At 73.4% G+C, this 20833-nt stretch carries 21 protein-coding genes and 4 pseudogenes; 8 read left to right on the top strand and 17 right to left on the bottom strand.

The features are described 5' to 3' along the window. Together ACFW6P_RS20420 and ACFW6P_RS20415 are read right to left on the bottom strand one after the other, a co-directional pair. Positions 1 to 652 (bottom strand): maltotransferase domain-containing protein (locus ACFW6P_RS20420; RefSeq protein ID WP_386359912.1); only part of this gene is annotated, 652 nt, incomplete at its 3' end. A 74-nt stretch (positions 653 to 726) separates the two neighbouring features. Next, complete coding sequence (locus ACFW6P_RS20415) at positions 727 to 1089, bottom strand: DUF5133 domain-containing protein (protein WP_386359915.1); 363 nt, start codon at positions 1087 to 1089, stop codon at positions 727 to 729. Positions 1090 to 1446: 357 nt separating this feature from the next. Between ACFW6P_RS20415 and ACFW6P_RS20410 the strand changes: the two genes are divergently transcribed. Both ACFW6P_RS20410 and glgX read left to right on the top strand, forming a co-directional pair. Then, positions 1447 to 1959, top strand: coding sequence for a pep a2 (locus ACFW6P_RS20410; protein WP_386359918.1), 513 nt, complete (start codon positions 1447 to 1449; stop codon positions 1957 to 1959). Further along, positions 1956 to 4112, top strand: a complete 2157-nt coding sequence (gene glgX / locus ACFW6P_RS20405; protein ID WP_386359921.1) for a glycogen debranching protein GlgX — start codon at positions 1956 to 1958, stop codon at positions 4110 to 4112. The genes ACFW6P_RS20410 and glgX overlap by 4 nt, the downstream gene beginning before the upstream one ends. A gap of 74 nt (positions 4113 to 4186) precedes the next feature. Here the strand turns inward: glgX and ACFW6P_RS20400 are convergent, their stop codons facing one another. Beyond that, positions 4187 to 4990 carry a VOC family protein gene (locus ACFW6P_RS20400; protein WP_386359924.1) on the bottom strand — a complete coding sequence of 268 codons (804 nt, stop codon included), beginning with the start codon at positions 4988 to 4990 and terminating at the stop codon, positions 4187 to 4189. 248 nt (positions 4991 to 5238) lie between these two features. Here ACFW6P_RS20400 and ACFW6P_RS20395 point away from each other — a divergent pair, with 248 nt between their 5' ends. After that, a complete protein-coding gene (locus tag ACFW6P_RS20395) occupies positions 5239 to 5559 on the top strand; it encodes an ANTAR domain-containing protein (RefSeq protein WP_386359927.1) in 321 nt (106 codons plus the stop codon). 83 nt (positions 5560 to 5642) lie between these two features. Here ACFW6P_RS20395 and ACFW6P_RS20390 read toward each other — a convergent pair whose 3' ends face one another. Beyond that, positions 5643 to 6434 carry an RNA polymerase sigma factor SigF gene (locus tag ACFW6P_RS20390; RefSeq protein WP_386359930.1) on the bottom strand — a complete coding sequence of 264 codons (792 nt, stop codon included), beginning with the start codon at positions 6432 to 6434 and terminating at the stop codon, positions 5643 to 5645. A 471-nt stretch (positions 6435 to 6905) separates the two neighbouring features. On the opposite strand from ACFW6P_RS20390, the gene ACFW6P_RS20385 reads away from it, so the two are divergent. Continuing rightward, positions 6906 to 7427 (top strand): hypothetical protein, encoded by a 522-nt coding sequence (locus ACFW6P_RS20385; protein ID WP_386359933.1) that lies wholly within the window; start codon positions 6906 to 6908, stop codon positions 7425 to 7427. Positions 7428 to 7527: 100 nt separating this feature from the next. Here the strand turns inward: ACFW6P_RS20385 and hemC are convergent, their stop codons facing one another. From hemC to ligD, 3 genes are all read right to left on the bottom strand, one after another. Continuing rightward, on the bottom strand, positions 7528 to 8463 hold the full coding sequence (gene hemC, locus ACFW6P_RS20380) for a hydroxymethylbilane synthase (protein WP_386359936.1): 936 nt from the start codon (positions 8461 to 8463) through the stop codon (positions 7528 to 7530). Between the two features lie 164 nt (positions 8464 to 8627). Then, complete coding sequence (locus ACFW6P_RS20375; protein ID WP_386358939.1) at positions 8628 to 9401, bottom strand: NPP1 family protein; 774 nt, start codon at positions 9399 to 9401, stop codon at positions 8628 to 8630. Positions 9402 to 9544: 143 nt separating this feature from the next. Further along, positions 9545 to 10525: a non-homologous end-joining DNA ligase gene (gene ligD / locus ACFW6P_RS20370; RefSeq protein ID WP_386358943.1), complete on the bottom strand. Its 981-nt coding sequence runs from the start codon at positions 10523 to 10525 to the stop codon at positions 9545 to 9547. A 616-nt stretch (positions 10526 to 11141) separates the two neighbouring features. Between ligD and ACFW6P_RS20365 the strand changes: the two genes are divergently transcribed. Together ACFW6P_RS20365 and ACFW6P_RS20360 are read left to right on the top strand one after the other, a co-directional pair. Continuing rightward, entirely contained in the window at positions 11142 to 11522 is a 381-nt protein-coding gene (locus ACFW6P_RS20365) for a hypothetical protein (protein ID WP_386358937.1), read from the top strand. Then, complete coding sequence (locus ACFW6P_RS20360) at positions 11519 to 11986, top strand: peroxiredoxin (RefSeq protein ID WP_386358935.1); 468 nt, start codon at positions 11519 to 11521, stop codon at positions 11984 to 11986. Before ACFW6P_RS20365 ends, ACFW6P_RS20360 begins: the two co-directional genes overlap by 4 nt. A 463-nt stretch (positions 11987 to 12449) precedes the next feature. Here ACFW6P_RS20360 and ACFW6P_RS20355 read toward each other — a convergent pair. Further along, positions 12450 to 12581, bottom strand: a pseudogene (locus tag ACFW6P_RS20355) (3'-phosphoesterase); the annotation flags it as partial. A 27-nt stretch (positions 12582 to 12608) separates the two neighbouring features. Further along, positions 12609 to 13394 (bottom strand): aldo/keto reductase, encoded by a 786-nt coding sequence (locus ACFW6P_RS20350; RefSeq protein ID WP_386358932.1) that lies wholly within the window; start codon positions 13392 to 13394, stop codon positions 12609 to 12611. Between ACFW6P_RS20350 and ACFW6P_RS20345 the strand changes: the two are divergent. Further along, a pseudogene (locus ACFW6P_RS20345) lies at positions 13335 to 13481 on the top strand (TauD/TfdA family dioxygenase); the annotation flags it as partial. The gene ACFW6P_RS20350 and the pseudogene ACFW6P_RS20345 sit on opposite strands and share 60 nt — an antisense overlap. 38 nt (positions 13482 to 13519) lie before the next feature. On the opposite strand, the pseudogene ACFW6P_RS20340 reads toward ACFW6P_RS20345, so the two are convergent. Together ACFW6P_RS20340 and ACFW6P_RS20335 are read right to left on the bottom strand one after the other, a co-directional pair. Further along, positions 13520 to 13798 (bottom strand): annotated as a pseudogene (locus ACFW6P_RS20340) (metallophosphoesterase); the annotation flags it as partial. 134 nt (positions 13799 to 13932) lie between these two features. Next, positions 13933 to 14553: an L-threonylcarbamoyladenylate synthase gene (locus ACFW6P_RS20335; protein WP_386358930.1), complete on the bottom strand. Its 621-nt coding sequence runs from the start codon at positions 14551 to 14553 to the stop codon at positions 13933 to 13935. Positions 14554 to 14702: 149 nt separating this feature from the next. On the opposite strand from ACFW6P_RS20335, the pseudogene ACFW6P_RS20330 reads away from it, so the two are divergent. After that, positions 14703 to 15024 (top strand): annotated as a pseudogene (locus ACFW6P_RS20330) (PucR family transcriptional regulator); the annotation flags it as partial. Positions 15025 to 15297: 273 nt separating this feature from the next. On the opposite strand, the gene ACFW6P_RS20325 reads toward ACFW6P_RS20330, so the two are convergent. From ACFW6P_RS20325 to ACFW6P_RS20300, 6 genes are read right to left on the bottom strand one after another with little or no spacing between them, the layout of a single operon-like run. Continuing rightward, complete coding sequence (locus tag ACFW6P_RS20325) at positions 15298 to 16524, bottom strand: cytochrome P450 (RefSeq protein ID WP_386358929.1); 1227 nt, start codon at positions 16522 to 16524, stop codon at positions 15298 to 15300. Then, positions 16521 to 17759, bottom strand: a complete 1239-nt coding sequence (locus tag ACFW6P_RS20320; RefSeq protein ID WP_386424315.1) for a cytochrome P450 — start codon at positions 17757 to 17759, stop codon at positions 16521 to 16523. The genes ACFW6P_RS20325 and ACFW6P_RS20320 overlap by 4 nt, the downstream gene beginning before the upstream one ends. Continuing rightward, positions 17756 to 18382 (bottom strand): ATP/GTP-binding protein, encoded by a 627-nt coding sequence (locus ACFW6P_RS20315; RefSeq protein WP_386358926.1) that lies wholly within the window; start codon positions 18380 to 18382, stop codon positions 17756 to 17758. The genes ACFW6P_RS20320 and ACFW6P_RS20315 overlap by 4 nt, the downstream gene beginning before the upstream one ends. Beyond that, entirely contained in the window at positions 18354 to 18716 is a 363-nt protein-coding gene (locus ACFW6P_RS20310) for a DUF742 domain-containing protein (protein WP_386358924.1), read from the bottom strand. The genes ACFW6P_RS20315 and ACFW6P_RS20310 overlap by 29 nt, the downstream gene beginning before the upstream one ends. After that, complete coding sequence (locus tag ACFW6P_RS20305; protein WP_386358922.1) at positions 18713 to 19135, bottom strand: roadblock/LC7 domain-containing protein; 423 nt, start codon at positions 19133 to 19135, stop codon at positions 18713 to 18715. The genes ACFW6P_RS20310 and ACFW6P_RS20305 overlap by 4 nt, the downstream gene beginning before the upstream one ends. Continuing rightward, positions 19132 to 20799: an ATP-binding protein gene (locus tag ACFW6P_RS20300; protein ID WP_386358921.1), complete on the bottom strand. Its 1668-nt coding sequence runs from the start codon at positions 20797 to 20799 to the stop codon at positions 19132 to 19134. Before ACFW6P_RS20300 ends, ACFW6P_RS20305 begins: the two co-directional genes overlap by 4 nt. Between the last annotated feature and the right edge of the window lie 34 nt (positions 20800 to 20833).

Genomic DNA, 20833 nt, shown 5'->3' with positions numbered 1-20833 from the left:
GCGGCTTCTCCGGAGTGCCCTCGGAACGGGGGAAGAACTCGTACCAGGACCCGTACAGGGCCCGCTCCCGCTCCACCAGCAGCGGCAGCGGCTCGGACGTGCTGACCAGGTCCCGCAACGGGTGCCGGTCCAGGACCGCGACCACCTCGGGGGTCAGCGCCGCCGCCAGCCGCACCGCCGGGGGCAGCGAGTCGTCGCGCAGCCTCGCGGCCGCGTCGAGCAGCACACCGCGGCCCTCCTCCTTCGGCACGCCGGCCGCCGCCCGCCGGAAGAGGTCCGCTCCCTCCTCCAGGACCAGTCCCGGGTCGATGCCGGCCGGGACCTTGATGCCCGCCGCGTGGCGCCAGGTGGCCACCGGATCGCTCCAGGCCTCCACCCGGAACGTCCAGCGGCCTGTCGCGTCCGGGGTGACCTCGGCGCCCCAGCGGTCGCTGCCGGGCGTCAGCTCCCGCATCGGCGTCCACGGGCCGGGACGGCCCTCGGGGTCCTTCAGCACCACGTTGGCGGCCACCGTGTCGTGCCCCTCACGGAACACGGTGGCGGTGACCTCGAACGTCTCTCCCACGACCGCCTTGGCCGGCCGGTTGCCGCCCTCCACGGCCGGGCGGACGTCCCGTACCGGGATGCGGCCGATGGCCCGGGTCCTGCTCATGGTCCTCACCTCCACCGTGCTCGAAAGCCGGGCCGCGCGGCCCGGTTCAGGGGACAGGATGTGCGCGAGGGGCGTCACCGCCCCGCGGGGGACCGCCGTTCCACGGCCGGGGCTCGGCGCTCGGCCGCCGGGGACAGGCGTTCCGCCGCCGACGGTCTTCGGCCGATCGCGGCGGCCCGCCGCCGTTCGCCCGGCTCCTGCAGGCAGGTGACCTGCGGCTCCTGGAGCGTTCCGGCCTGACCGGCGCTCAGGTACCGCTCGGCCGCGTCCGCCGCCTCCCGCGCACAGCGCTTGCCCATCAGCACGCAGAGCGTGTAGCCCGAGTCCTCGAACGTGGTCCGCACCGTGCGGTCGTCGGGAGCCGCGAGCATCACGCGTTCCCAGGCCCGGTAACGCCGCAACTGCCGGGCGACTTCGGCTTTGGCGGGTAGCAGCATGGCGCCGATCACCTTTCGGGCTCGAGGGGCACGGTCTCCCGACGGTCGGACGGCGTGCCGTGCGCAGCGACACGGACCCGTGACGGCGATCGAGTTCTTGACAAATGGTGCACGGGTGATGACGCAGCGTCCTGTTGGAACTTCAACCAACGGTGGCTCTGCTGCGCCGTTCGAGCCCCTCGACCCGCTCACATGTATGCCGGGGCGCCTCAGGCGTGCGCTCGTGTTGCACGAACGGGCTAGTAGCCTCACCCTGAAGGTGACTCAGAAGCGATAGGCGCTCACGTTCTGTGTTCGGGGCTCGTTCCGCAGACCGCGGACGAGGAGGAGCTGAGCTTCGCGGTGAGGAGCCGACCGATGAAGACCGCAGTGCCCTGCTACTACCACCTCGACGTGGAAGTCAGCCCGGACCGGGTGGGACAGGTCAGCCGCATTCTGGCCGCGCACCTGAGGTTCTGGGACCTGGACAACCTCGTCCAGCCCGTCTGCGGCGGTGCCGAGATGCTGCTCAAGGCCATCGACGAGCACGCCACGGACAAGAACACGTCGATCGAGATGTGGTGGAACGGGCAGCACCTGATCACCGCCATCGGGGACAACGACCGGGCCCTGCGCCCGGACCAGGAGCTGCGCGGCTGCCTGCAGCACCTCGCCGCGATGAGCGACGGCTGGGGATGCTGCGCCACCGAGACGGGCAGCAAGATCATCTGGTTCTCCCAGCGTGCCCGGGCCGGCGAGCGCGTCCCACTGGTGCCGACCGCGCCCCCGCCGCGCGAGAGCGAGGGCCTCCAGGTGCCCCGCGAACTCCCGGCGGCCCAGCTGGCCGCCCCGGCCCTCACCGAGGACGTCCTCCTGGAGGACGCCCGGTGACCCGGCGCCCGACCCGGAAAGGGGTGTCCGCGTGGAGCGGGCGCCCCTACCCGCTCGGTGCCGACCACGACGGCGAGGGCACCAACTTCGCGCTCTTCAGCGAGGTGGCCGAACGCGTCGAGCTGGTCCTCGTCGACGACGACGGCACCCACACGCGGGTCCCGCTGAACGAGGTCGACGGCTTCGTCTGGCACGGCTACCTGCCCGGCGTCGGCCCCGGCCAGCGCTACGGCTACCGCGTGCACGGGCCCTGGGCGCCTGCCGCGGGCCACCGCTGCAACCCCGCGAAGCTGCTGCTCGACCCGTACGCCCGCGCCGTGGACGGGCAGATCGACAACCACCCCTCGCTCTACGAGCGCAACCCGGACGGCCCCGACCCGGCCGACAGCGCCGGGCACACCATGCTCGGCGTGGTCACCGACCCGGCCTTCGACTGGGGCGACGACACCCGGCCCTGCCGGCCCTACGCCGACACCGTGATCTACGAGGCGCACGTCAAGGGCCTGACCCGCACCCACCCCGAGGTACCCGAGGAACTGCGCGGCACCTACGCCGGGCTGGCCCACCCCGCGATCGTCGAGCACCTGACCTCGCTGGGGGTCACGGCCGTCGAGCTGATGCCCGTCCACCAGTTCGTCCACGACGGGGTGCTGCACGACCGCGGCCTGTCCAACTACTGGGGCTACAACACCATCGGCTTCTTCGCACCGCACAACGGCTACGCCGCCCACGCCACGCGCGGCGGGCAGGTCGCCGAGTTCAAGCGGATGGTGAAGACGCTGCACGAGGCCGGCCTCGAAGTGATCCTCGACGTGGTCTACAACCACACCGCCGAGGGCAACGAGAGGGGCCCCACGCTCTCCTTCCGCGGCATCGACAACTCCTCGTACTACCGCCTGGTCGACGGTGACTGGGAGCACTACTACGACACCACCGGCACCGGCAACAGCCTGCTGATGCGCCACCCCTACGTACTCCAGCTGATCATGGACTCGCTGCGGTACTGGGTCACCGAGATGCACGTCGACGGCTTCCGCTTCGACCTCGCGGCGACCCTGGCCCGGCAGTTCCACGAGGTGGACCGGCTGTCGGCGTTCTTCGACCTGATCCAGCAGGACCCGGTGATCAGCCGCGTCAAGCTGATCGCCGAGCCGTGGGACGTCGGCGAGGGCGGCTACCAGGTGGGCAACTTCCCGCCGCTGTGGTCGGAGTGGAACGGCATGTACCGCGACGCGGTCCGCGACTTCTGGCGCGGCGAGGACCACACGCTCGGCGAGTTCGCCTCCCGGCTGACCGGCTCCTCGGACCTGTACGCGCACCACCGGCGCCGGCCCCGCGCCAGCGTCAACTTCGTCACCGCGCACGACGGCTTCACCCTGCGCGACCTCGTCTCCTACAACGACAAGCACAACAAGGCCAACGGCGAGGACAACCAGGACGGCGAGAGCACCAACCGGTCCTGGAACTGCGGCGCCGAGGGCCCGACCCGCGACCCTGCCGTACGGGAGCTGCGCACCCGCCAGCAGCGCAACTTCCTGGCCACGCTGCTGCTGTCCCAGGGCATCCCGATGCTCTGCCACGGCGACGAGCTCGGGCGCACCCAGCGCGGCAACAACAACGCCTACTGCCAGGACAACGAGACCTCCTGGATCGACTGGCGGCTCACCGAGGAGCAGCGCGACCTGCTGGAGTTCACCCGGTGGATCATCCGGCTGCGCACCGAGCACCCCGTGCTGCGCCGCCGCCGCTTCTTCCTCGGCGAGACGCTCACCCGCGCGGACCAGCCGCTGCCCGACCTGGTCTGGCTCGCGCCCGACGCCCGCGAGATGACCGACGCCGACTGGCAGCGCGGCGACGCGCACTCCGTCGGCGTCTTCCTCAACGGCGACGCCATCGCCGAACCCGACGCCCGCGGGCGTCCCGTCGTCGACGACTCGTTCCTGCTGCTGTTCAACAGCCACTGGGAGCCGGTCGGCTTCCGCCTCCCGGGAGCCGCCTACGGCGAACGCTGGACGGCCCTGATCGACACGGCCGACCCGGAGGCCGTCCCCGACGAGGCGGAGCACAAGGCGGGTGCGGGGCTCACGGTCGGGGCCCGCAGCATGGTGCTGCTGTCCCGGCCCTCGAAGGCCGGGCACGGCCGGCCCCGATGACGGACGGGGGAGACGGGGCGCCCCCGCGGACCGAGCGGACCGAGCGGTCCGCAGGGCCGGAGCCCGGCGCCGGGTCAGCGGTCACGGCGCCGGGTCACCGTGAACTGCGCGCCGTCGTGGTCGCGCAGCACCGCCTCGCCGCCGCCCTTCGACAGCACGCTGCCGCCGTGCAGTTCCGCGGCCCGTGCGCAGGCCTCCACCTCGTCCACGAAGAAGTGGACCTGCCAGTGCGGCCGGATCGTCGGATCGGGAGCCGCCTCCAGCGCCCCCGACTCGATCCGGGCCACGACGTCCCCGCGGCTGCGCAGCACGACCTCGCCGCCCTCGTAGTGGACCTCGCAGCAGCCGTGGCGCTCCGACGCCCAGTCGAGGACCTCGCCGTAGAAGATCGCCGCGTCGAAGGCGTCGCGGGTGTGCAGGGTGATGAAGGCGGGCTGGGCGTTGCGCCAGGTCTCCCAGTCGGTGAAGAGGTCGCCCTCCCAGATCCCGAAGGCCGCCCCGTCCCGGTCGGCCAGCAGCGCCGCCCGCCCGGGCGGCAGGGAGATCGGCCCGACCGCGACCGTGCCCATGCGCTCCTGCACCCGCGCCACGGCGTCGTCCGCGCTGCGCACGGCGAAGTACGGCGTCCACGCCACCGCCATCTGCCACATGGCCGCCACCCCGGCGATCCCGGCCACCGGCGAACCGTCCACCAGCGCGATCCGGAAGCGGTCGCCGAGCTTGGCCGGCCGCCACTGCCAGCCCAGCACGGCCCCGTAGAAGTCCTCCGTCGCCTTGACGTCCCGGCTGGTCAGACTCACCCAGCAGGGTGCCCCGAACACGGAGTGCGAGGAGAGGACGTGCTTCGTGCCGAAGGAGGTGGGCCTGTCGTGGTTCATGTCGTTCGCGTCCTGATCTCGTCGGCCTGGCAGTCACCGGAAGCTTGACACCAGTGTCCGACCGGAACCGTTGCGGGCGCCTGTCGGGTACCCCGGCGGCGGCACCGAAACGACGCCGGGAAACCGGTCCGCCCCGGTGGCAGCGGGTGGACCGACTGACGAGGATGGAGGTGTCGAACACTGCGTCAGGGCACTCAAGCACTGTGTGGGCCGTTCGGGACAGCGGCGCACCGGACCGGGAGGTGACCATGCCCACGGACGGGGGCTCGGAGCGGATCCTCGCACTGCAGGAAGAGGTCCATCAGCTGAAGGCGGCGGTCGTCTCCCACGCCGTCGTGGACCAGGCGATCGGGATGGTGATGGCGCTCGGCCGCCTCTCGCCCGACCAGGGATGGGCGGTGCTGAAGGAGGTCTCCCAGCACACCAACATCAAACTGCGCAGCGTCGCGGAACTGATCCTCGTCTGGGGGCGCACCGGGATCATGCCCGAGCAGATACGGGCCGCCCTGGAAGACGCCCTCGACCGTACCGGGCCGACCCGGATTCCGGGAGCGCCGCCGGAGGCGTGACGGTCCCGGCGGCACCGGTTCCCGGCCCGTGGCGCGCGTGACTGACGGGTCCCGGCGGCACCGGTTTCCGCCCGCCGCCGTTCTCAGCGGGCCTCGGCCAGCAGCTCCTCGCGCAGCTGGGCGAAGCAGCTGCTGAGCAGCCGGGAGACGTGCATCTGCGAGATGCCGAGCTGCTCCGCTATCCGGCTCTGGGTCATGCCCTTGAAGAACCGCAGGTAGAGGATGATCCGCTCGCGCTCCGGCAGCGCCTCCAGACAGGGCCTGACCGCCACCCGGTCGACGACGGTGTCGAACGCCGGGTCGGGGCCGCCGATCGCGTCCCCCAGGGCGTAGCCGTCCGTGCCCGGCATCTCCGCCTCCAGCGACAGCGCGGAGAAGCACTCCAGGGCCTCCATGCCGGTGCGCACCTCGGCCTCGGAGAGCCTGGTGTGGCCGGCGATCTCGGCGACGGTGGGGGAGCGGCCGGACGTGCTCTGCGACAGCTCCTTGGCGGCCTGGCGCACCCGGTTGCGCAGGTCCTGGACCCGGCGGGGCACGTGCAGTGTCCACATGTGGTCGCGGAAATGACGCTTGATCTCTCCCGTGACCGTAGGGACGGCATAGGCCTCGAAGGCGAAGCCGCGGGCCGGGTCGTAGTGGTCGACGGCCTTGACGAGGCCCAGGGCCGCCACCTGGTACAGGTCCTCGAGGGACTCCCCGCGGCCCCGGAAGCGGATGGCGATCCGCTCGGCCATCGGCAGCCAGGCCTCGACCAGCTCGTCGCGCAGGGCCTTGCGCTCGGGCCCCTCGGGCAGCCGCCTGAGCCGCTCGAACCGTGCGGCGGTGTCGGGGGCGTCGTCGTGGGGGTGCGTTCGGGTGCTGCCGGCGATACGCATGGTGCGCACCTCCCTGAGCAGGTGCGGAAGGGACGGTGCCCGCGGGATGGGGAGCGCGGGGCCGGGCCTCGCGGGGCCCGGGACCCGTGACCGGCTCCCACGGACGTGCCTCCTGTCCGAAGCACTTTCCCTGCCCGTGTCGGGGCAGGGAACAGAGGGACACAAGTCCGACAATACGACATTCGGGGTGTCTCGGCTCCGTGGAGCGGGCGCCGGGTCTGCCGACGTGCGCTCGCCGGAGGCCGGTGGCCGCCGCATGGTGGGGTGGGCGGCTGATTGATCTTCACCCGTGGAAGTGATGTGCGGCACGCCGGAGCAAGCGCTTTCCCCGTTCATTCCCGGATAACCGCTGGGCAGCGCTTGATCACCGATCAGAAAGGGCGAACTGCCTGGCCACAGCGCATTCTGCTCATTTGACAGTGCGCTGAGACCACAGATAGGAAGCAGCTTCCAGAGGTCGAGAGGTGCAGCGTGTACGAGCCGAACGTGGTCGGGGACTGGCAGGAGTACGACGAGCATGCCGGTCTGCGGGTCCGCGTCCACGGTCTGGAACCGGCGGAGCCGCCCCGGGGTCGCGACGACGCCGCGGACGGGCTGACCTACTTCCGCCTCCGCGTCACGGTCGAGAACCGCGGCAGCCGGCACCTCGGCGTCCACCTCGAGGACGGCCAGATCGACGTGCGGATCGGCGCGGACGGCGAGAGTGCCTTCCTCGACTGGCGCAACTCGCAGTTCATCGAGGGCTTCGACGTCTATCCGCTGCGCCGCGCCACCGCCGTGCTGTACGCGGCCGGGCCGGAGGAGTCCCTGGGCCTGGTGGACGTCCAGGTGCAGCTGCGCGTCGAGGAGGAGTGGACCGACCGCCGTCTGTGGTCCGGCTCCATCGGCGCCCACGAGGGGGCCAACGGGGCCCAGCACGGCGCGGTGCGGGACAGCCTGGCGCACCAGGTGAGCGTCTTCCTGCGGGACCAGGCGGAGGAGGGGACCGCCTGATCCCGTGTCAGGCGGGGGTGGGCGTCCCGGACAAGGACCGCCGCAACGGCGCCGGATACGCCTACCTGCCGCCTGATTGACTCTCTGGGCGCGGCCCCGATCAGTGCGGGATGCCGTCGATGATCTCGCGGGCTCCCTGACGCAGCAGGGCCACGGCGACCGAGGTGCCCAGTGTGGCCGGGTCGAGCCGGCCCGCCCACTCGTGGGCGTTCAGCCGGGTCTTGCCGTCCGGAGTGAACACGCAGGCGCGCAAGGACAGTTCGCCGCTGTGGTCCACCCTCGCGAAACCGGCGATGGGACTGTTGCAGTGCCCCTGCAGCACGTGCAGGAACATGCGCTCGGCGGTCGTCTCGCGGTGGGTGTCCGGGTCGCCGAGACCGCTCACCGCGTCGATCAGGTCGGCGTCGTCCTCGCGGCACTGGAGCGCCAGGACGCCGGCGCCGATGGGCGGCATCATCGTCTCGGTCGGGAGGATCTCGCTGATCACGTCGGTCCGGCCGATGCGTTCCAGGCCGGAGGCCGCGAGCAGCAGGGCGTCGGCCTCCCCGGCCTCCATCTTCGCCAGGCGCCGGTTGGCGTTGCCCCGGAACGGCACGCACTCCAGGTGCGGGTGCGTGGCGGCCAGTTGGGCGACCCGGCGCACCGAGGAGGTGCCGATGCGGGTGCCGGCCGGAAGCTCGGCCAGGGTGAGCCCGCCCGGGTGGATCAGGGCGTCGCGGATGTCGTCGCGCTTCAGGAACGCGGCGAACACCGTGCCCGCGGGCAGCGGCCGGTCGGCGGGCACGTCCTTCACGCAGTGCACGGCGAGGTCGGCCTCCCCGGCCAGCAGGGCCGCGTCGACCTCCTTGGTGAAGGCGCCCTTGCCCTCGACCTCGGACAGATCGCCCAGCCACTTGTCGCCGGTGGTCTTCACCGGGACGACCTCGGTGCGGACTCCGGGGTGGGCGGCGGCCAACTCGGCCCTGACGCGCTCGACCTGGGCGAGTGCCATGGGGGAGTCGCGGGAGACGATGCGGATCAGTTCGGGGACGGACATGCGGACACGATAGACCCTGCGGCGGGCTCGTCCGCGCCGTCCCTCCACAACCCTCGCTCGGGGTACGTCGGTTCGGGCTCGGGATGCGCCGCCCCGCACCCGGCCCGGCACCATCCGGGTCGTCCGGCCGGGGCCACCGGGTGGCCCCGGCCGGACGCGCGGGATCAGGCGTACGGGTCGAAGGCGATGCCCGAGGGCTTCGCCTCCGCCAGGTTGCTCGCGAAGTCGCTGTCCTTCAGGCCGAAGTTGGCGCTGCCGAAGTCGTGGGACGCCAGCTTGTCGCGCACCCCTGCCGGGTAACCGTTCCAGCCGACCAGCGCCGGGTACTGCCAGGTGCCCTTGTGGTTCTCCGGCGGCTCGTCGCCCGAACCGGCCAGGCGGAAGCAGTGGGTGCCGATGCCGTCCTTGTGATAGACGACCTTCGGGTGGGTGCCGTCGAAGCGGACCTCGGACGCCGGGTGCACGTCGAACGAACCGTGGGCGGACGTCGACACGTACTTGACCTGTCCGTCCTGCACGAACACCGCGACGTGCTCGAAGTCGTGCCGGTGGCCGCCGATGCCGCTGCCGGCGACGGCCTGGTCCTTCTCGAAGTAGAGCGCGTACAGGATCGCGCACCAGCCGTTGTTGCACGTGGAGCGCGCGTAGCCGTTGGTGTTGTCCAGGTCCGCGGCGTCCCGGCAGTTGCCGTTCAGGGCCCCGGTCGGCTTGAGCCCGCCGTTCACCGTGCCGTCCGGGCCGATCGCGGGCGTCGGGTAGCAGCCGTCGGTGTCGTAGTCGTAGGCCGGCTGGTACGTCCGCTCCAGCGCGTCCGCGTTGGAGGGCAGCGCCTGCGGCGGGGCGGCGAAGGCCGTGGCGGGGAAGGCCAGAACGAGGGCCGCGGCACCGGCCGCCGTGGTGAACCATCTCCTGCTGTGTACGAACCTGCGTGACGACACTGCGTCCTCCTCGTCATCCGGGCGCAGCCCAACGGCTGTGGGGGAAAGGGACGTTCAGCTTCCACGCTGAACGCGTCCATGCCAAGAGGGGCGCAGCGGCCCCACGGTGAATCGCCGCCCAACAGTTGAGGGCCGGCGGTGATTCAGGGCAGGTCGTCCGGGATGTCGGCCGCCGCCTCCTCGGGGGCGAGGTCCGGCCGCAGCCGCAGCCAGGACGGCTGCCGCAACAAGCCCTCCCGGGTGCGCGTGCTGTAGCGGACCTCGCCCACCAGCCGCGGCACCACCCAGTGCGCGCCCGGGGCACGGGGCGCCGGGTCGAAGGGGCAGACGCCCGTCGCGGCGGCCGCCAGCAGCGCGGCCAGTTCCGTGCGTTCTGCCTCGCTCCAGCCGGTGCCGACACTTCCCACGTACCGCAGCCGCCCCGCGGCGCGCTGCCCGACCAGCACCGCGCCCGGCAGGCCCGTGAGCCGTCCCCTGCCGGGCTGCCAGCCGCCGACCAGGACGTCCTCGGTGCGCGTGTTGCGGATCTTGATCCACGCCCGGGAGCGCACACCCGGCTCGTACACCGAGTCCAGCCGCTTGCAGACCAGGCCCTCCAGACCGTGCTCCCGGGTGGCGCGCAGCGCCTCGGCGCCGTGGCCGACGAGCGCGGCCGGGGTCGACCAGGAGGGGCCGCTCAGACCGAGGTCCTCCAGCGCCGAGCGGCGTCGCGCGTAGGGGAGGCGCAGCAGCGACCGGCCCGCCAGGTGCATGACGTCGAACACGATGAGCTGGGCCGGCACCTCCGCCGCCCGCCGCGCCGCCCGCGCCGGTGCGTGGGCCAGCCCCATCCGGGACTGCAGCAACTGGAAGCTCGCCCGGCCCCCGGCGTCCAGGGCCAGGATCTCCCCGTCCAGCACGGCGGGCGTGGCTCCGAGCGCGGTGCCCAGCGCGCGGAGTTCGGGATAGGCGGCCGTGATGTCCTCGCCCGACCGGGCGCGCAGCAGCACACTGCCGTCCCCGGGGAGGTAGACCACCACGCGCTGGCCGTCCTGCTTGGTCTCGTAGGCCCAGCGCGCGTCCTGCGCGGGCGGGGGCAGGGAGCCGGACGTGGCGAGCATCGGCGGGATCAGCGGCAGGTCCACGGGTGAGGTGTCGACGAGCCGGGACGCGGTCACGCGCGATGTCCGGCTCTTTCGCCTGAACGGCGTCCGCGCGAGGGCCACCCGCTGCACTCGGGTCAGGCGACAGGGCGGTGCCCGGCCCCGTGCCGTGCGCTCACCCGCACCGCCTGCCCGAGCACGCGCGCCCGTCGGCACGAGCCGCTGCCGGCCTCAGCGGGCGTACCGCTCGGCCGTGCCACCGTCGCGCCGTGGCGGCGGCCGGGGGAGTCGCCGCGCGGCTGGGCGTGGAGGCCCCTTACGTCACACGCACGGTGCGGCCGACGCGGCATCCGGGCGGCGCCGGTGCCCTGGTCGCCGGGGGAACCCGCGCCTGAGCCCCGGCCGTCACACCCGCTGATCCTCCCGTTCGGCGACCTCGCGCGCCGGGCTCCCGCAGCCGGCACCAGCAGCAGCCGGCCCGGCGTGGGCAGGACGATCGGCGGCAGCGGCGCCGTCCGCAGCGGTGTCGCGTTCGTCGACGTCTTCCGCCGGTCCCTGGGCTACACCCCGGGTGCCGGTCACCGGAGCTGCCGGGGCCCCCGCACCGACGCCTCTACCGTCCAGTAATATCGCGCGGCAGGCCACCAGAGGAGGAACCGTGCCCCGGTCCGAACGCTCGCCCCTGCTGCTCGCCGGTCTGCTGGCCACCGCGGGAGCAGCCCATTTCGCCGTGCCGCGCCAGTTCGACGCGATCGTCCCGCGCGGCCTCCCGGGCAGCCCCAGAACCTGGACCTACGCCAGCGCAGTCGCCGAACTCGCGCTCGCCGCCGGGCTCGCGCTGCCGCGGACCCGCAGGACGGCCGCGCTGGCCACCGCCGCCTTCTTCGTCGGCGTGTTCCCCGCCAACGTGAAGATGGCCGCCGACTGGCGTCACCGTCCGGCCCCGCAGAAGGCGGCAGCCTTGGGGCGCCTGCCCCTGCAGGTGCCGCTCGTACTGTGGGCCCGCGGCGTGGCGAAGAACGCGGAGGGCCGCTCGTGAGCGCGCGGCCGGAGGCCGGGGACAAGGCCGCGGACTTCGTCCTGCCCGACGAGACCGGTACCGAGCGCAGTCTGTCCGGCCTGCTCGCCGAGGGCCCGGTCGTCCTCTTCTTCTACCCGGCTGCCCTGACGCCCGGCTGCACCGCCCAGGCCTGCCACTTCCGCGACCTGGCCGGGGAGTTCGCCGCCGTCGGTGCCCGGCCCGTCGGCATCAGCGGCGACGCCGTCGAGCGGCAGCAGGAGTTCACCGACCGGCACTCCCTCGGCATGCCGCTGCTGTCCGACGCCGACGGCACCGTCCGCGAACGGTACGGCGTGAAGCGGGGCTTCTCCCTGGCGCCCACCAAGCGCACCACGTTCGTCATCGCCCAGGACTTCACCGTCCTGGACGTCGTCCGCAGCGAACTGCGCATGAACGCCCACGCCGACCGCGCGCTCGCCGCCCTGCGCGCCCACCGCGGCTGACCCGGCGCCGTAGACCGCCGCGCGGTTGGGATCCGGTGGTGCAGGGATGATCCTGGAGCAATGGCGGACGCCTCCGCCGTTGCGATCATCGGCTCCCGCGGCGTCGTGACGGGGTGCAGCGACGGTGCCCGGAGGCTGACCGGCCATGCGCCCGGGGAGGCCGTGGGCCGGGCCGTACGGGACCTGCCCGCCGAGGACGTGTCGCCCGAGGTGCTGTCCGCGCCCTCGGGCACCGTCCTGGTGGGCCACCGCGACGGTCACCTGGCCGGGCTCCGCGTCAGGGTCTGCGCCGTGACCGGCCCTCACGGGCAGCCGGGAGGCTTCGTCGTCACCGCCGAGGCGCCGGGTCGGTGCGGCGGGCCCGGACCCGCGCAGACGGGACGTGGTGTGTCCGCGCCCCGGGTCCTCGCCGCCGCCGCGGAGCCGGGTCGGTGGGTACGGCCCGCGCCCGACCGCGCGAGGACACCGGCCGAACCCGGCGGTCGCGGCTCGGCGGCTCGTACGTGCCGTGGTCCCGGACGATCACAGTGCCGCCGCCGTACCCGCCGCGCGGGATCACGCCCTCGAACTCCCCCTCGTCCTCCGGCGGACGGTCCGCTGCCTCGCGCGCCCGGGGCACCCGTCAGAACTCCTCGTGCACCTCGGGATCCCCGCCGACCCGCCGGTGCGCCCGGTCCGCCACGGCCCGCATCTCCTCCTCGCCCAGCTCGAAGCCGAACACGTCGAGGTTGGCGCGCTGCCGCTCCGGGTTCGCCGACTTGGGGATCGGCACCGCGCCCAGCTGTGTGTGCCAGCGCAGCACGACCTGCCCGGGCGTCACCCCGTGCCGCTCGGCGATCCGCGCCAGGGCCGGGTCGTCCAGCAGGGACGTGCCCCGGCCCAGCGGGCTCCAGCTCTCCGTGCGGATGCCCTTGGCGGTGTGGAAGGCGCGCAGGTCGTCCTGCGGCAGGAAGGGGTGCAGCTCGATCTGGTTGACCGAGGGCAGCACGCCCGTCTCCTTCTCCAGCCGCTCGATGTGCCCGACGGTGAAGTTCGAGACGCCGATCGACCGTACGAGACCGTCCTCGCGCAGCTTGATCATGGCCTTCCGGGAGTCGACGTAGCGGTCCAGGCGGGGCAGCGGCCAGTGGATCAGGGAGAGGTCGACGTGCTCCAGGCCCAGCCGGGCCCGGGACTGCTCGAAGGAGGCGAAGGTCTCCTCGTAGCCGTGGTGGCGGCCCGGGAGCTTCGTCGTCACGACGATCTCCTCGCGCGGCGCGGCACCGGCGGCCACGGCCCGGCCGACCCCGGTCTCGTTGGGCCTCCGCGCCGCCGTGCGGTTGATCACCGCTGCCCTCCTCGGCGCCACGCGACCATGCACCTGGCCCCGGGCGACACCGCGCACCTCGGCCACCCGCGCGTCATGCACCGGGTGATGCTCTCCGGGGACGTGCCGGCCGGGGTGGACGGCACGCCCTCCGAGGCGATCACCGGCAGCGCGCCCGGACGCTGGTGACGGGCCCGGGGCGGCCTGCCAGGTGAGCCGGATCGGCGCAGCGGGATCGTCACCTCGTCCTCGACGGGCGGGTCCAGTTCCTGGGCGCGGTTGCCGGTGGCCGCGTAGCAGCGCAGCCGCACGGACTCCGGGGAGACGTCCAGGCGCAGGAAGCACTTGAAGAACGGCGGGCTGTAGGTCGCCGAGCCCGGCGAGAACAACGACGTGTAGATCTTCCGCACGGGCAGCCGCAACCGCCTGGCCCGGTCGGGCCGGCGGCCGGAGCCGAGCAGCCCGGCGACCAGACGCACCCGCCGGGTCACCCGTGCCGGGGCGCCTGAAGAGCAGGACCGCCGGGTGGGCGGCCCCGTCGGCGGGGTGGGCCAGATACGCGTCGGCGGTGCCGTCCGGCGTGGGGATGTCGACGGTGGTTCCCCGTACGGCGGTCATGGGCGGCGCCCTCTCCCGGTCCTCACTCGAAGCGCGCGGTGTCGCCCGCGCCGTGCCGGATGATCTCGGCCTCCCCGCCGGAGAAGTCGATGACGGTCGTCGGCTCCTTGCCGCACTCGCCGGAGTCGACGACGCCGTCCAGGACGTGGTCGAGCTCGTCCTTGATCTCCCAGCCCTGTGTCATCGGCTCCTCCTCGCCGGGCAGCAGCAGCGTGCTCGACAGCAGCGGCTCACCGAGCTCCGCGAGCAGGGCCTGGGTGACGACATGGTCGGGGATGCGCACCCCGACCGTCTTCTTCCTGGGGTGCTGCAGTATGCGCGGCACCTCCTTCGTCGCGGGCAGGATGAACGTGTAACTGCCGGGCGTCGACGCCTTGATCGCGCGGAACACGTCGTTGTCGATCCGCACGAACCGGCCGAGCTGCGCGAAGTCCTGGCACACCAGGGTGAAGTGGTGCCGGTCGTCCAGCTTGCGGATCGCGCGGATCCGCTCGATGCCGTCCCGGCTGCCCAGGCGGCAGCCCAGTGCGTAGCAGGAGTCCGTCGGGTAGGCGACAAGAGCGCCCGCGCGGATGCTGTCGGCGATCTGGCCGATGGTGCGCGGCTGGGGATTGTCGGGGTGCACGTCGTAGTACTTCGCCATCCGCCGAGCTTATGCCGCCGTGGCGCGCCGGATGCGCAGGGGCGGGTGCCGGGCCCGCGGACGGCGGTCGTAGGACGTCTGGGGTAACGTCCCCGCCGGTGCGCCGGAGGCGGTGCGAGGAGGGAGGGGGGAGGCCGAGGTGGCTGCCCGCCGCCCGCCGGGTCGCCGCGGGACTGTGGCCCGGCCTGCTCGACACCGACACGGCGTGCGTGTACGTCGTCGAGTCCGCGCCCGCCGTGCGCGACCGCGTCGCCGAGGAGTGCCTGGACCGCACCCGGGAGGACGCCCTGGTGGTGCGCTGCCCCGCCATGGACGGGCACGTGATCGTCGTCGGCCCGCGTGACACCACCGGCGACGCCCTGCGCTCCCCTGGTCGGACGGCGCACCGACCTCTTCCTCGGCGGCAGCGTCCGGCAGAGCCTCGCCCGGACCGCCACCGCGTACGAGGTCGTGCTGGCCCATCTGGCCGTCGGCGACCTCGACCTGCCGCGTCTCCACCGCGACGGCTGACGTCTTTTGCCTCCGGGGCAAGAGGCCGGGCGGATCCGGGCGGGACGAACACGGGCCATCCGGACTCAGCTGTGCACGGGTGAGCCCTGACACGGGTGCAGCGGGCACCGACGCGATTCACAAGGCCGCCTCCGTCGACGTAGGTTCTGTCAACCGCGGGAGCACGACCGGAACGGGGGACCGGTCGCGCTCCCGCGCCCTTCCGTGTGTTGCTGTGGCGCGGCCGCGCCCGGCTCAGCCCCGCAGCCGCACCGGGATCTCCTGCCAGCCGAACGCGATGAAGGACGGCACCTGGCGCAGGTCCTCCTCGTCCGCGCCCAGGCGCAGGTCCGGGAAACGGTCGAAGAGGGCGGGCAGCGCGGTGAGGGCCTCCAGCCGGGCCAGCGGTGCCCCGATGCAGCGGTGCACGCCGATCCCGAACGACAGATGGTCGTCGGCGGCGCGCGCTGCGTCGAAGCCGTCGGCGTCCGGCCCGTAGTGCTCCGGATCGAGGCCCGCGGCGGCGAACGTGGTGATGATGGCGTCGCCGGCCGGGATCCGCACGCCGCCGACGGTGACGTCGGTGACGGCGAACCGCAGCGGCAGCGAGGCGATCGAGGGGTGCACGCGCAGCGTCTCGTCGATCACGGCGTCCCAGCCGATCTCCCCGGACCGCACGGCCGCCAGCTGCTCAGGGCGGCGCAGCAGGGCGACGACCGCGTTGCCCACCAGGTTGACCGTGGTCTCGTACCCGGCTCCGATGACGAGCAGCAGCGTGTACAGCAGCTCCTCGTCGCTGAGCCGGTCGCCGTCCTCGTCCCGGACCCGGATCAGCTCCGTGGTCATGTCGTCGCCGGGGTGGGCGGCCTTGTGGGCGATCAGCGCCGGCAGCACCGTGCCGATCTGCTGCTGGACGGACGCCGCGTGCTCCGGGCTCGGGTCGGTGGTGTCCATGATGGCGGCGACCAGGCGGGCGGTGGCCGCGCGCAACGCGTCCGGCACGCCGAACAGTTCGCAGATCATCCGCATCGGCAGCGGATGGGCGAACCGCTCCTTGACGTCGACGACCTCCTCGCCGGACGCGTCGAGCGCGTCCAGCAGCTCCGCGGTGATCGCCTCGACCCGGGGCCGCATCGCCTCGGTGCGCCGGTGCGTGAAGCTGGGCGCCACCAGCCTGCGCAACCGCGTGTGGTCGGTGCCGTAGGTGGAGAGCATGTTGACCACGCCCACCCAGCCCAGGATCCAGGCCCAGGACGGGTGTTCGCCGATCTCGGGCCACAGCCGCCAGTGCAGCCGCGGGTCCCTGCTGACCTTCGGGTCGAGGATGAGCTCCTTGAGCGTGTCGTACCGCGTGGGCGCCCAGGCGGGGATGCCGCCGGGCAGCTCGACGGGGACGACCGGGCCGAGCGCGCGCAGCCGGGCGCTCTCGCCGGCGATGTCGGCGCCGAACGGGTCGAGAGCGATGCGGTCGGTCATGGTCACGGTCGTCCTCCAGGCTGGTCGGGGGAGCGGGGGCTGAAACGGACGGGCAGTGCGGTGAGCGAGCGGTGGAACGGCCCCGGCCGCCAGGTGAGGCGCTCGCGGGGCAGCACGGGTTCGAGGTCGGGCAGCCACTGCGTGAGCCGTTCGATGGCCTCGGTGGCGATGAGCAGGGCCTGCTGCCGGACGGGACAGGCGTGCGGGCCCGCCGACCAGGACAGGTGGGAGGCGTCGCCGTGGTGGCGGTCGGCGCCGCGCTCCTGCTCGGCCGTGTGCGCGAGCGCGCCGTAGCTGATCACGACCGGCACGGCCGCCCGGATCCAGGTGCCGTGGAAGGCGAGGGGCGTGCGGGCGTAGTGGATGCCGTAGTTGGCGAGCGGTGTCTCGTGGTGCAGGACCTCCAGCACCGCGTCCGTGACCGGGCGGGCGCCGCTGGTCAGCGTCGAGTAGTAGGCCGGGTTGCCGAGGATCCTGGACAGTGCGTTCGCCACCAGGTTGGCCGTCGGCTCGTGCCCCGCGCCGAGAGTGAGGAACACCTGCCAGGTGACCTCCTCGTGGGTCAGCTCCGCCGGGTGGTCCAGCAGCCGGCTCGCCAGGTCCTCCCCGCGCTGCTCGATCTTGGCGGCGATCAGCTCCAGCACGTACCCGGCGTACTCGGCCTCGCCCTGGGCCGCCTGCGCGCCACCCTCGATCATCTTGCCGATGGCGGCGTCCAGCCGCTCGCTGGCGCTGTCCGGCAGCCCGAACAGGCTGTTGAAGATCAGCGCCATCAGCGGCCTGGTGAACTCGCCCACCAGGTCGGCCTCGCCGTGCGGGCCGAACCGGCTCACCAGCAGGTGCACCGCCTTGTGCACCCGGTCCCGCAGATCGTGCGGCTCCACCAGGTCGAAGGCGTCGATCAGGGACGTCCGGTAGCGGATGTGCGCGTCGCCGTCGGCGAACAGCAGGTTGGGCCGCCACCGCATCATGCCGAGCACCGGCGAGTCGTCCGGGACGGTGGCCTCCCACGGCCGGGAGTCGTGGGAGAACGCCTCCGTGTCGTGCAGCAGGTCCAGCGCCGCCCGCCGGTCCGTGACGACGTACGCCGGGACACCGGGCGCGAGTTCGGCCCAGCCGATCGGGCCCTGGGCCCGCAGGGCCGCGTAGTACGGGTAGGGGTCGCGGGCGAAGCCGTCCTCCCACAGGCGGACGGGCGCCGCGAGGGAGAAGGCCTGCTCGGCGGGGGAGGGGTGGGTCACCGGTTCTCCGGGATGTGGTGGTCGATCAGGTGCTGCACCAGCGTGAGCAGGGCGTCGACGGAGGAGTCCGCCTCCCTCGCGTCGCAGGCCACCATCGGGGTCGTGGGTTCCAGGTCCAGGGCGGCGCGCAGCTGCTCGGGCGTGTGGTGGCGGGGCGCGTCCGGGAAGGTGTTGAGGGCGACCGTGTACGGCAGCCCGGATTCCTCGACGAGCCCGAGCACGTCGAACGAGGCGTCGATACGGCGGGCGTCGACCAGGACGAGCGCGCCGAGTGCCCCGTAGGCGATGTCGTCCCACAGCTCCCGGAACCGCTCCTGGCCGGGCGTGCCGAACAGGTACAGCACGGTCCCGCCCGGGAGGCTGATCCGGCCGAAGTCGATGGCGACGGTGGTCGTCGACTTGTCGCGCACCCCGGCGAGATCGTCCACCTGCGCGGAGGCCTCGGTGAGGAGCTCCTCGGTGTGCAGCGGGCGGATCTCGGACACCGAGCGGATCAGGGTCGTCTTGCCCACCCCGAACGGCCCCGTCACCAGGATCTTCACCAGGTCGCGCGCGGTGTCGGGGAGGTGGATGTCCGCACCGCCGGTCCGGGCGTCAGCGGTGCTTGAGGTCGCGGAGGCCATCGGCCACTCTCTTCAGCAGGTCGGGGTCGAAGCGCCGGGCGGGCGGGATGGGCGCGCGGGCCAGCGCCAGGTCGCGGTCCAGGAGTTCGGCGGCCAGCACCAGCACGGCGGAGACGGGCAGCCGCAGCAGCGCCGCGGCCTCCAGCACCGTCAGCGATCCGTGCTCCAGCTCCTCGAGCAGGGCCGCCTGGGCGGCGGGCAGGTCGGCGGGAGCCGGTTCACCGCTGCGGGTGAGGACCGACAGCCGTTCGAGGTGGGCACGGCTGGGCCGTGCCACTCCGCCGGTCGACAGATACGCGGGAACCAGGGGACGGCCGCCTCGGCGACCGGTCATGCCGGTGCGTCGCCGTCGGTGCCTCGCGGCCCCGCGGCCATCGCCTTCTCACCCAGCCGCGCCACCTGGGAGTGCACCCGGTGGGCGAGCAGGTCCAGGCGCACCTCGGGATCGCCGTACGCGGCCACGCAGGTGCCGTGGTCCGTCGGCACGATGAGCACGTAGCCGTGGTCCGACTCGATGACGACCTGCCGGATGTCGGCCCGGTCGGAGTCGGCGAACGCCGCTGCCGCGGTGCGGCACGCGCCCTGCACGGTGCTGGTGATGGCCGCCACCCGCTCCGCCGACGGCTGCGACAGCGCGTCCGTGTAGCCCGTCACGAGCCCGTCCCGGGTGAGCAGGACGGCGGCCACGGTGTGCGGCACCTCCAGGACCGGTTCGAGCACCCATGCCGTGTCCCCCGCTGCGTGGCCGCTCATGGAGCCTTTCCTCCTTCGTATGCGTGGTCGGTGTCGCCGGATGCCGTGTCGGCCGAGGTCGTGGCCGGGGCACCGTCAGATACGGACGGAACCTCGTCGGTGTTCGAGCGGACGGCCGATCGCGCGGCCGCCGTGCCGGACTGGAGGGCGCCGAGCGCGGCGGCGGCTTCCTCCGGGCGCCGCGGCGTGGGCTGCTGCGGCGCGCGGGCGGGGGCGTCCTGGGCCCCGACGCGACGGCGGCGGCGCCGCTGCGGGAGACCTCCGCTGTCGCGCGGGCCCTGGTGTCCGGGGGCCGGGGCGGCGGCGTGGCCGTCCTGCTCGGCGCCGTATCGGTGGTCGTCTCCGCCGCCCGGGCTCCGGGGGGTGCCCGACGGGCCGGAGGCGGCGGGGGAGGCGGGCTCGGGCGCCTGGGACGGCGTGCCCGGGTCCGGCGCGTGGCTGCCGGCCGCAGGGGCCGGACCCGGACCGGATTCCCGGTCCGGAACCGTCGCGCCCGGCTCGGACCGCCCGCTCCGCCCTGCCGGGAGCGGCTCCGTGTCCGGGGCGTCGGCCGTGCGGGGAGCGGCGGCACCCGGCGCGTCCCTCTCCGGCTTGCGGGTCGGGCGCGGTGCGCTGGCCGCCGGGGGAAGCTCCTCGGGGTCGATCCGCGTCAGCAGACGGCTGTCGACCCGCAGGACCGCCCGCACCCCGCCGTACGGCGACGGGGAGGACAGATCCACGCTCAGATCGAACTGCCGGGTCAGCTGGCCGATGGCGGCCAGGCCCATGCGCGGCGGGTCGCCGAGCTCGGTGAGCAGGATCGGCTCGCAACCGCCCACCAGCCGCTGGGCGCGGGCCCGTTCGTCCCGCGTCATGCCCAGCCCGGCGTCGTCGACGGTGACGCAGACCCCGTGGTGGACGGCCTCCAGGTTGACCACCACGTCGGTATCGGGCGCGGAGTGCCGCAGCGCGTTGTCGAGGAGCTCGGCGACGATGATCGCGACCGGCTCGACGGCGTGGGACACCAGGGCCGTCCCGGCCGCCAGGTGGTTGTGGACCCGGACGCGCCGGTAGCCCGCGAGCCGGGCCTGACCGCCCGTCACCGCGTCGACGAGGTGGGACTCCTCCCGGGCGAGTCCCACCCAGGCCCCGCACACCACCGCGGCGATCTGCGCACGGCGCAGCGACTGCTCGTTCTCGTGGTCCAGCGCGAAGAGGGTCTGCGCCAGTTCCGGGTCGTCGTAGCGCTGCTGCAGCCCGCGCAGGCCGTCCTGCAGCCGGTACAGCGCCGCCTGGATCTCGCGGGTGGCTCCGCGCATGCCGGCCTGTGCGGCGGCGTCGATCCGGGTGCGCTGCGCGACGAGTTCGGTGTGCAGCGCCTCGAGCACCTGCTCCAGCGCCGGTCCCAGGGGGGAAGCGGCGAGCTGCGGGTTGAGCGGGCCGGGCACGGTGACGTGCGGATGCGCGACCCGCCGGGCCGCGGCGGGCAGGCGCCGTGCCGCCAGGTGCTCGACCTCGGCGGCGAAGGACCGCGAGGTACCGTCGAGTTGGGCTCGCAGCGCGGTCGTCTTCGCGCGCTGCGCGGCCAGTTGCCGCCGGGAGCGCAGCAGCCCGCCGCCGAGGGCGAACGCGGACAGCGTGCCGACGGCGAGACCGCCGGCGACCAGGTCCGGTATTTCGATCATCGAGTCGATTCCAGTGGGGAGTCGGACGGGGCGT

It is taken from the genome of Streptomyces sp. NPDC058741, from assembly GCF_042746715.1.
Taxonomy (GTDB): domain Bacteria; phylum Actinomycetota; class Actinomycetes; order Streptomycetales; family Streptomycetaceae; genus Streptomyces.
This window is presented reverse-complemented; position numbering and strand designations above follow the sequence as displayed.